The 8,855-nt window shown below is 68.5% G+C and carries 8 protein-coding genes and 1 pseudogene; 3 read left to right on the top strand and 6 right to left on the bottom strand.

The window, feature by feature from the left end; genetic code table 11:
• Positions 1-47: 47 nt before the first annotated feature.
• A complete protein-coding gene (locus VKG81_RS12875) occupies positions 48-770 on the bottom strand; it encodes a CPBP family intramembrane glutamic endopeptidase (RefSeq protein ID WP_324396471.1) in 723 nt (240 codons plus the stop codon).
• Positions 767-1,906, bottom strand: a complete 1,140-nt coding sequence (locus VKG81_RS12870; RefSeq protein ID WP_324396469.1) for an NAD(P)H-binding protein — start codon at positions 1,904-1,906, stop codon at positions 767-769. The genes VKG81_RS12875 and VKG81_RS12870 overlap by 4 nt, the downstream gene beginning before the upstream one ends.
• 103 nt (positions 1,907-2,009) lie before the next feature.
• Here VKG81_RS12870 and VKG81_RS12865 point away from each other — a divergent pair, with 103 nt between their 5' ends.
• Together VKG81_RS12865 and VKG81_RS12860 are read left to right on the top strand one after the other, a co-directional pair.
• On the top strand, positions 2,010-2,354 hold the full coding sequence (locus VKG81_RS12865; protein ID WP_324396467.1) for a hypothetical protein: 345 nt from the start codon (positions 2,010-2,012) through the stop codon (positions 2,352-2,354).
• 3 nt (positions 2,355-2,357) lie between these two features.
• Positions 2,358-3,581 (top strand): lipase family protein, encoded by a 1,224-nt coding sequence (locus tag VKG81_RS12860; RefSeq protein ID WP_324396465.1) that lies wholly within the window; start codon positions 2,358-2,360, stop codon positions 3,579-3,581.
• Positions 3,582-3,583: 2 nt separating this feature from the next.
• Here VKG81_RS12860 and VKG81_RS12855 read toward each other — a convergent pair whose 3' ends face one another.
• The 4 genes from VKG81_RS12855 to VKG81_RS12840 all read right to left on the bottom strand — a co-directional run bounded on the left by VKG81_RS12855 (position 3,584) and on the right by VKG81_RS12840 (position 7,667).
• Positions 3,584-4,117, bottom strand: a complete 534-nt coding sequence (locus tag VKG81_RS12855) for a gamma carbonic anhydrase family protein (protein WP_324396463.1) — start codon at positions 4,115-4,117, stop codon at positions 3,584-3,586.
• Between the two features lie 15 nt (positions 4,118-4,132).
• Complete coding sequence (locus tag VKG81_RS12850; protein ID WP_324396461.1) at positions 4,133-4,933, bottom strand: crotonase/enoyl-CoA hydratase family protein; 801 nt, start codon at positions 4,931-4,933, stop codon at positions 4,133-4,135.
• Entirely contained in the window at positions 4,930-6,075 is a 1,146-nt protein-coding gene (locus VKG81_RS12845; protein WP_324396460.1) for a thiolase family protein, read from the bottom strand. Before VKG81_RS12845 ends, VKG81_RS12850 begins: the two co-directional genes overlap by 4 nt.
• A 1,214-nt stretch (positions 6,076-7,289) precedes the next feature.
• Positions 7,290-7,667: a DUF393 domain-containing protein gene (locus VKG81_RS12840; RefSeq protein ID WP_324396458.1), complete on the bottom strand. Its 378-nt coding sequence runs from the start codon at positions 7,665-7,667 to the stop codon at positions 7,290-7,292.
• A gap of 422 nt (positions 7,668-8,089) precedes the next feature.
• On the opposite strand from VKG81_RS12840, the pseudogene VKG81_RS12835 reads away from it, so the two are divergent.
• Positions 8,090-8,855, top strand: a pseudogene (locus VKG81_RS12835) (hypothetical protein); the annotation flags it as partial.

Below are 8,855 nucleotides of genomic sequence, written 5' to 3'. Positions count from 1 at the left end.
CCGTGTCGTCTACGCCACGTATCCCACGAATCAGGACAGGCGGCGCGTTACAGCCCGAAGATCGGCGGAAGGGCGAGCACCACGATCAAGCTCCAAACCAGGTGGGTGAGCACCGGTGCGAGCACGCCCCCCGTCGCGCGGCGTTCCAGCGCGCAGACGGTCCCGAGGATGATCGCCGCAAACGGCAGCATCGGGTTGCCGCTGGCCGCCGTCACCGCCACGTAGAGGATCGTCGAGATGAGGACCGGGTGGTACCGGCGAAGCGCCGAGTACACCGCCCCCCGGAAGAAACATTCCTCGGCGGCCCCGTTGACCAGCGTGATCAACAGCACCAGCGACAGGCTGCCGTGGTGTTCGTACTCGAGCACTCGCCGGATCAGGTCGGCCACCGGACCGATCTCGCGCGCGACCAGACCGCCGACGACGAACACCCCGCCGAGCAGCAGCCCGATCCCCGTGCCGGTGATGACCGGGCGCTGATTCCGGCCGCGCCAGCGGATCCTGCCGAGATGGATCGGCCTGGCGAGAAACGCGCCGACGAACCACACGGCCGCGAGCAACAACGTCAGCCAGTAGAAGGACGCGCTACCGGGCGGTTTGGTGAACGAGTAGCCGAGCACCACCGCGCCGACCACCAGGAACACCGCAACGACGATCCGCCGCCTGCGCACGACGGATGGAGGCTCGTGGTAGGGCACCGCGACGGTGGTGGCGATCTCGGTCATCTCTTGCAGGAAGCTCGGCCGCCGGCTGGTGCCGTGTTCGGTCATGCGGGACTCCCCTTCGGCGTCAGACCGGCGAGCATGTCGAGGCCGGTACGCAGTGCGCCGGCGACTGGCCGGGGCACCGCGTCGACCAAGCCTAGGGCGGGCCCGGCGATCCCGGGCGTCAATGCGCGAGCGAATCGCCGGATGCGCAGCCGGTCGCCGCCGGCCCACGGCGGGTCGCTGTCGGCGAGGTGGTGCGGATCGGCCAGGGCGTTGACCGGTCGCGCGCCGGTGGCCGACAACGACGCCGCGATCGCGTCGTCGATGGGCGTCAGGCCGCCGGGTGGGTCGGCGATCACGTCCCGCAACAGGTGAGCGGACGCCATCATCGGGTGCTCGAGGGAGGCCACCAGGTCGGCGGCCAGGCCGCCCGGCACGGGAAGCGCGAGCGCCGTCACCCGGGACACCACTGCGGTGTCGACGCCGCGGACGGGCACGCGAGCCCGCCAGGTGCCCGTCGCCCGTGCGTAAGCGTCCAGCAGGTCACCGTAGGTCGTGGTTTCCGGACCACAGATGTCGTAGGCACCGGCCGGTACGCGGTCCGGGTCGGCGGCTGCGACCAGGTAATGCAAGACGTCGCGGATGGAGATCGGGTCCATGGCATTGGCGGCCCACGGCAGCAACGGGAACACCACGAACCGGTCGCCGACATAGCGGAGCATCTCGAATGACGTCGACCCGGCTCCGATGATCATCGCAGCGCCCAGCCACACCAACTCCGGTCCATCGTCGACGCTGAGCGATGCGGCGACCTCGGCCCGGCTGGTCAGGTGCTCGGAGAGGTCATCGTCGTCGGGGACGAAGCCGCCCAGGTACACGATGCGGCGCACGCCCGCGGCGTCCGCCGCGGCCGCGACGTTGGCCGCCGCCCTGTTGTCGGCGTCGCGGAACCCGGGCTGGCCGATACTGTGCACCAGGTAATAGACCACGTCCATCCGGCCCGCCCCGGTGAGCGCCGCGCGCGTCCCGGCCGGGTCTCCCGCGTCCAGCCCGACCGGGGTGACGTCGTGGCACCAACCGAAACGCTTGAGTCGACCGGGGTTTCGGGTCGCCGCCAGGACCGTGTGGCCATCGGCGAGCAGGGAGGTGACGAGCCGCGATCCGACATACCCGGTGGCGCCGGTGACCAGGATCCGCACACCATCCACCGTACTGATCGCCGAATCCGACGGGGAGGGACCTCCCGCTCCATAGGCTTAGGGCCGGGTTAAGGGAGTCAACGCCGACAGAAGGAGAAGGACATTGGCCACGCTGCGCTGTGGTGAGCAGGATCTGCCGCTGACGTTCACCAACGAGTTCTTGGCCCACCTGCAGGTCGCGGTGCACCGGCGATTCGCGCGGGCGGGCGGGTTCTTCGTGACGGGCACCTACCCGCACGACGACGGGCCGGAGGTCACGGCCTCGCACTGGCTGAGTCCGACCACCCCGTTGGTGTTCACCTATGACGTGCGGGACGACTCCGGCGAACGGGTCCCACCGGTCGGCCTGGACCACAACGAGATCGAGGCGATGCTCGAAGCGATGGACCGGCCGGTCGGCATCCACCTGACGAGTGAGGTCTGGCTGACGTTCCGCGACAAGGTCTGACCGATGGGCCGCCGACGGCTCCCGTTCTTGGCGATCGCTTGCGCCGCAACACTCTTCGGTTTCGCCTGCTGGGGTTCTGCGCCGACGGGAAGCGCGCAGCCGGGCCGGCTGGTCTATCTGCCGCTGGATGGCTTCTACACGCCGCCGGCGGCTGTTCCGCCGGTTCCGGGGGCGCTGGTGCGCAGCGAGAAGCTCACCGACCGGGTCCTGCCACCGGGCTCGCAGGCCTGGCGGATGATGTACACCACGACCCTGCCGGACGGGTCACCGGCCACCGCGGTCGCCACGGTGCTGGCTCCGCTGGTGCCCCCGCCCGGGCCGCGCCCGGTGATCATGTGGGAGCACGGGACGGCGGGCGTCGAGCAGAGATGCATGCCGTCGACGGTCAACCGCCCGTTTTCGGGTGTGCCCGCGCTCGACGCGGTCGTGCAGAACGGCTGGGTGCTGGTGGCCACCGACTACGCGGCCAACAACCAGGGCGTGCACCCGTACCTGATCGAGGACGGCGAATCGCGCAGCGCCGTGGACGCGGTGCGGGCAGCGCGCCAGATGCCCGAGCTGACCCTTGATTCGCGCACCGTGGCGTGGGGGCATTCCCAAGGTGGTCAGGCTGCGTTGGCGTCGGGCATCTTCGGGCCGGGCTACGCCCCCGACGTCAACCTGTCGGGCGTCGCCGCGCTCGCCCCGGCGAGCAACATGGCGCAGATCATGGCAATGCACGGCGGCGACCCCATGGCCGAGAGACTCGGCGCCTACCTGGCCGCCGCCTTCAGCCAGTACTACCCCGACGTGCAGTTGGACCGCATCGTGCCGGGCAACGCGCAAGCCATCGCCCGCCGGCTCGCGGGGCTGTGCCTGTTCGACCCCGACGCGCTTCCCGCCCTGAACGATCTGGCCGCACAGCTGCACGGCCACCCGGTCCTCGACCCCACCTCGGGCACCATGGGTGAGCGGCTCGCGCAGAACGCCCCCACCGCAGTCATCAACGCACCCGTGGTCGTGGTCCAGGGACTCGCCGACGAAGTCGTCTACCCCTCGGTCAACGACGCGTTCGTGGACCAGCAATGCGCGGCGGGACAGGCGCTCGACTACTGGCGGGTGCCGGGCCGCGACCACGGCGGCATCGTCGCACCCGACAGCCCGATCACCGGCGCGCTCGTCGCCTGGACACAGGACCGCCTGGCCGGCACGCCGGTGTCCGGATGTCGCCGATCAACGATCGGCTGACGCTAGCTTGTCGCCGCGCGGTGAAACTCCAGCAGGCGCTGGTAGACCTCCGCGTTGTGCCGGTTGCCTGCCAGCTCGGCATCGCTGAGTTCGCGGCGCACCCGTCCGGGTGTCCCGGTCACCAGCGACCGCGGCGGCACCACCGTGCCCTGCGGAACGAGGGAACCGGCGCCGATCAGCGAACCCGCGCCGATGACGGCTCCGTTGAGGATCAGCGCGCCCATGCCGATCAGCACGTTGTCCTCGACGACGCAGCCGTGAAGCACCGCGTTGTGCCCGACGCTGACCCCGGCGCCGATGCTGACCGGGTACTCGCGGTCGACGTGGATGACGACGCCGTCCTGGATGTTGCTGCCGGGACCGACGTCGATCGGCTCGGCCTCGGCGCGCAGGGTGGCGGAGTACCAGACACTGGTACGCGCGCCGAGCGTGACACCGCCGACGATGGAGGCGTTCGGAGCGATCCAGGCGTCCTGGTGAATCTGCGGCGTGCGCCCGCGAATGGCGACGATCAGCGGCTCAGGCATGAGCGACATCGTAAGCGAGCGCGCCTACCGTGCTTTCCACACCGGCCGGCGCTTCTCCGCGAACGCCAACGGGCCTTCCCTGGCGTCCTCCGACCTCAGCAGCGAGCCGAACTCACGGCTCATGCGGGCCCACTTCGGTTCCTCGTCGGTGATCACGCCGTCGTCGGCGCCGCAGGCAATGCGCTTGCTCGCCTGCACCGACAGCGGCGCGTTGACGGTGATCCGCGCGGCCAGCGCCAGCGCGGCGTCAAGCGCGGTGCCGTCGGGGACGACCTGATTGACCATCCCCCACTTCAGCGCCTCGGCCGCCGTGATCGGCTCGCCGGTGAACAGCAGCTCGAAGGCCAGCTTGCGCGGCAGCGCGTCGACGATGCGGAAGACACCCCCAGCACCGGCGATCAGCCCCCGCTTGACCTCGGGCAGCCCGAAGACGGCGCTCTCGGCGGCCACCACCAGGTCGCTGGCCATCGCGATCTCAGTGCCACCGCCGAGGGCGGCGCCGTTCACCGCCGCGACGGTCGGTTTGTCGATGAAGTGGTGCACATAGCCGGCGAAGCCCCACTCACCGTGCTCCGGGTGGTAGAGGTTCTCCCGTCGCGCGATCGCCTTGAGGTCGGCCCCGGCGCAAAACGATTTGTCGCCGGCGCCGGTGATCACCACCGCCCACACGTCGGGATCCTGCTGTGCCCGCTCCAACGCGTCGCCGACGCCGGTGCTGACCGCGCTGTTGACGGCGTTGCGCGCCTCGGGCCGGTTGATCGCGATCACCAGCACGTTGCCGCGGCGCTCGACCAGCGCGGCCGGCCCGGCCTCGGTGGTGATCACAGCAACTCGACGACGGTGGCGTTGGCCTGGCCGCCGCCCTCGCACATCGTCTGCAGACCGTAGCGAATCCCCTTGTCCCGCATGTGATGCACCATCGTGGTCATGATGCGCGCGCCGGAACCGCCCAGCGGGTGACCCAGCGCGATCGCCCCACCGTTGGGGTTCAGGTTCTTCTCGTCGGCGCCGATGTCGCGCAACCACGCCAGCGGCACCGGGGCGAACGCCTCGTTCACCTCGAACACACCGATGTCGTTGATCCCCAGCCCCGACCGCTTCAGCGCCTTGCGGGTGGCCGGGATCGGGGCGGTCAGCATGATCACCGGGTCGGCGCCGGCCAGCACCGCGGTGTGGATCTTGGCAATCGGCTCGAGCCCCAGCGATTTGGCCTTCTCATCGGTCATCATCAGCAGCGCGGCAGAGCCGTCGGAGATCTGCGACGAGTTGCCGGCATGAATGACGCCATCGTCCTTGAACGCCGGCTTCAGCTGAGCCATCTTCTCCATCGGGGTGCCGCGGCGGATGCCTTCGTCCTTGAGCACCGGGTTGCCGTCCTGGTCCTCGATCGCGACGATCTGGTCGTCGAACGCACCGGAATCCTGTGCCGCCGCGGCCTTTTCATGCGAACCGAGCGAGAACTCGTCCAGCGTCGCACGGTCGAGGCCCCACTGCTCGGCGATCATCTCCGCGCCCAGGCCCTGGTTGGGGTGCATGCCGTAGCGTGCCATGAACGCCTTCGGGAACGGGTTGCCGCCACCGGCCAGCGACGCGCCCATCGGCACCCGCGACATCGACTCCACGCCGCCGGCGACCACGACGTCGTAGTGCCCCGCCACCAGGCCCGCGGCCGCGAAGTGGATCGACTGCTGGCTGGATCCGCACTGGCGGTCGACGGTCACGCCGGGCACCGATTCCGGCCAGCCCGCGGCCAGCAGCGACGTTCGGGCGATGTCGAGCGCCTGATCACCGGCCTGCATCACGCACCCCCAGATCACGTCCTCGACGAGCTCCGGGTCGACGCCGGCGCGCTCCACCAGCGCGTTGAGCACCTGGGCCGACAGATCCGCCGGGTGCACCCCCGACAGGCCACCGTTGCGCTTGCCGACCGGCGACCGCACCGCCTCGACGATTACCGCTTCCGCCATGACCGTTTCTCCTTCGCACGTTTCTCATCGCAAGAGGTCGATGTTCACCATGATTGTCGACCACGGCAGTCGGGGCCGGTGAACCGGGATCGATCCGGGCTACCGGCTCTTCGCGCAACGGCTCATCGGTGTCCCGCGACCTCGACGCTGCCATCGTCGCGAGGGCGAGCCCGACCACGGCCAGCCACCAGAACCCCAGCCGCCAGCTCACCGCGGCCAGTTCCCCCGGGATCAGCAGTCCCCCTGCCGTGCACGCGGCCTCACCGGCGAGCACCAGACGAATAACAGCCGCGCGGCGCCGGGATCGCCGTCGGGTATTTCCTTGGCGGTATTATCGAGTCGCAGCCGACACGTTCCGAGCGACCTCTGGAAGTCCTGGGGAAACAGTCCTCTGGGTGCGGGCCGGGGCGCGCTGCCGATAGTTCAGCGGTACACGTCCCGGCCTGCGCTGGCTCGCCAGGAGCGCAGCCAATACTTTTCTAAAACCTGCCGGCGACACACGCGCGCCCGGCACGCGGTCCGACGGCGTAACTCCCAGAGATTTCGACCCACCCCTAACGCCCGGCGCTGTCGTTTGTGTCGGCGTTTCCGCCTAACCCCCTGGGTATACGGCCCCCTGCACGCCATCGTGGTAAGTAACGCATTGCCCCGATGCCCCACCGGTGCAACATGTCTCAATCAGTGTGGGGTTGGCATCCCAATGAGGTCGTACCACCTCCGACGAGTATTGGCCGCCGGAACTCGTACAAGCACTCTCAACATCCGTTTGTGCGTGGACAAGGGGTGCGGTCGGGAACATCGCCGCAAACGCAGTTGCGAAAGCGGCCACGCCCATGACGCTGAATGCGCGTTGTTTCATGTCTTCACCATAGGTCGGGCAGGGCGTTCGCGGCGACATTGCCCTGGCTCGCCGGGCGACTCAACACGGTGCCGCCTCACTTGGTGCGCAGGATCATCCAACGCTGTGGTACCGGTTGTTCGGCGGCCAGACCGAGAGCGATCCGAACGCAGGCACCAAGGCGTCATAATTCGTCGCCACGACGGCCCTTCGGGCGCACCGCCGAATTGCTATAGGCACCGCACTGCCGAGTACGCATGCTGGCGCGGTAAGCGACCGGCGGCATGCGATACGCGCGGGCAAAGCTGGTCGCAACGCTCCGACACTCTGTAGCGTCCATCCCGGACGCGCGACAAACGTGCCGTCGCTCCGAGCGTCAGCATGCAGCGGGATGCGACTGGCAGTACGGCGTTGTTCCGGGGAAGCGGTAGCGGTGCGTCGCCACCCAGTTGTAGACGGCGTCTTCAATGAACCGGACACCAGGGATGCGATAGAGCATCAGCGGCAAGTTAGTGCCGACCGCCGCGGACAGTGCCGCGTTGGCTGCCTCCGCGCCGGCATACACGGCTCCCGACGAGTCCAACCAGCGGACGGACTCGAGTAGTTGCGTCGGTGGGATGTGCAGCCGCTGCGCCGCTCCCGTGGTCTGCAGCGGCTCCGTGTGCAACTCTCCGGTCCGATTGAGTCTTAACAACAGATCCGCAGACCGGGTGCACATTCCGCACGCACCATCGAAGAACAGGATTCCTGACATACCACCATTCTCAGCGGCTGCGTCCAAGCGTTCCAGCGGTAATGCTCAGGCGATCTTGGCCATCGCCTGATAACCGACACGAACGTCTGGATAGCTGGGCTGGCGTGGCCCCGGCTAAGCCGAAAACGTCGGGTCAGCACGCATCGCGATGCCCGTCTCCCGGTGAATCACATGGTTGGTCGACACACTGATGGATAACCGCTGATCAATGCGAGGCGAGTCGAAAACGCGGAACGGATCGGGCCGTCCGGGGCGGCCTGGACGACAGCGGGTTGAGCGGGCGGATGCGAGCACTTCAGGCGCGTGCCGTCGACAACGTAACCCACCCCATCTGCCCGCAGGAACGTCTGCTGATATGTGCAGCAGCCGATACTGGATTGCGGGGGCGTATCCGCCGCTGTCGAAAAGGGAGCCATACACCGATGCTGGGCGTGTCACTGGACACTCCACCGCCGATACCGGCGCCGGTCCCGACTCCGCCGCCAACGCTCGTCCCGGCATTGCCCCAACCCGATTTCCACAGGTTCCATCACGGGATCGCTTTGCTGGGCGGATGGTTTCCGCTCACCGTGGAAATCGGCGTCGCGGTCTTGCTGATAGCCGTCATCGGTTGGCGGACCCGTCGCTGGCGTCTGGTGTGGGTCCCGGTGAGCGTCGCCATCGGGGCCATCGGCGCGCTGGTGGCGCGCGGGTACGTGAACTCCCAGAGCATGCCTAGCGACCCGGCTCCGCAGCGGCTGTGGCTGTGGGTTGGTCTTGTCATCGCCGCGACCGCGATCGCGGTCCTGGGTTGGCGCACCGCACGCTGGTGGCGACGTGCGCTGTCGCTGCTGGTGATTCCGCTTGCCGTGGTCGCCGTCCTGCTGGCGGCCAACCAATGGCTCGGCTACTACCGCACACTGCAGTCCGCTTGGGATGCGCTCACCGCGGGGCCGCTTCCCGACGAGATCAGCGCCAACGACCTGAGCGCCCTGCGCAACTCGGTGCCGTCGAGTGGCAAGGTGGTCAAGGTCACCATCCCAGACAATGTGAGCGGTTTCAAACACCGCGCCGAATTCGTGTACCTACCGCCGGCATGGTTTGCCGGCCCCGCACCGCCGACCCTGCCAGCGGTCATGATGATCGCTGGTGAGTTCGACTCGCCGGACGAGTGGATCAGCAGCGGCAAGATTCTTCCCGCCGTGGACG

It is taken from the genome of Mycobacterium sp., assembly GCF_035314905.1.
Taxonomy (GTDB): Bacteria; Actinomycetota; Actinomycetes; order Mycobacteriales; family Mycobacteriaceae; genus Mycobacterium.
This window is presented reverse-complemented; position numbering and strand designations above follow the sequence as displayed.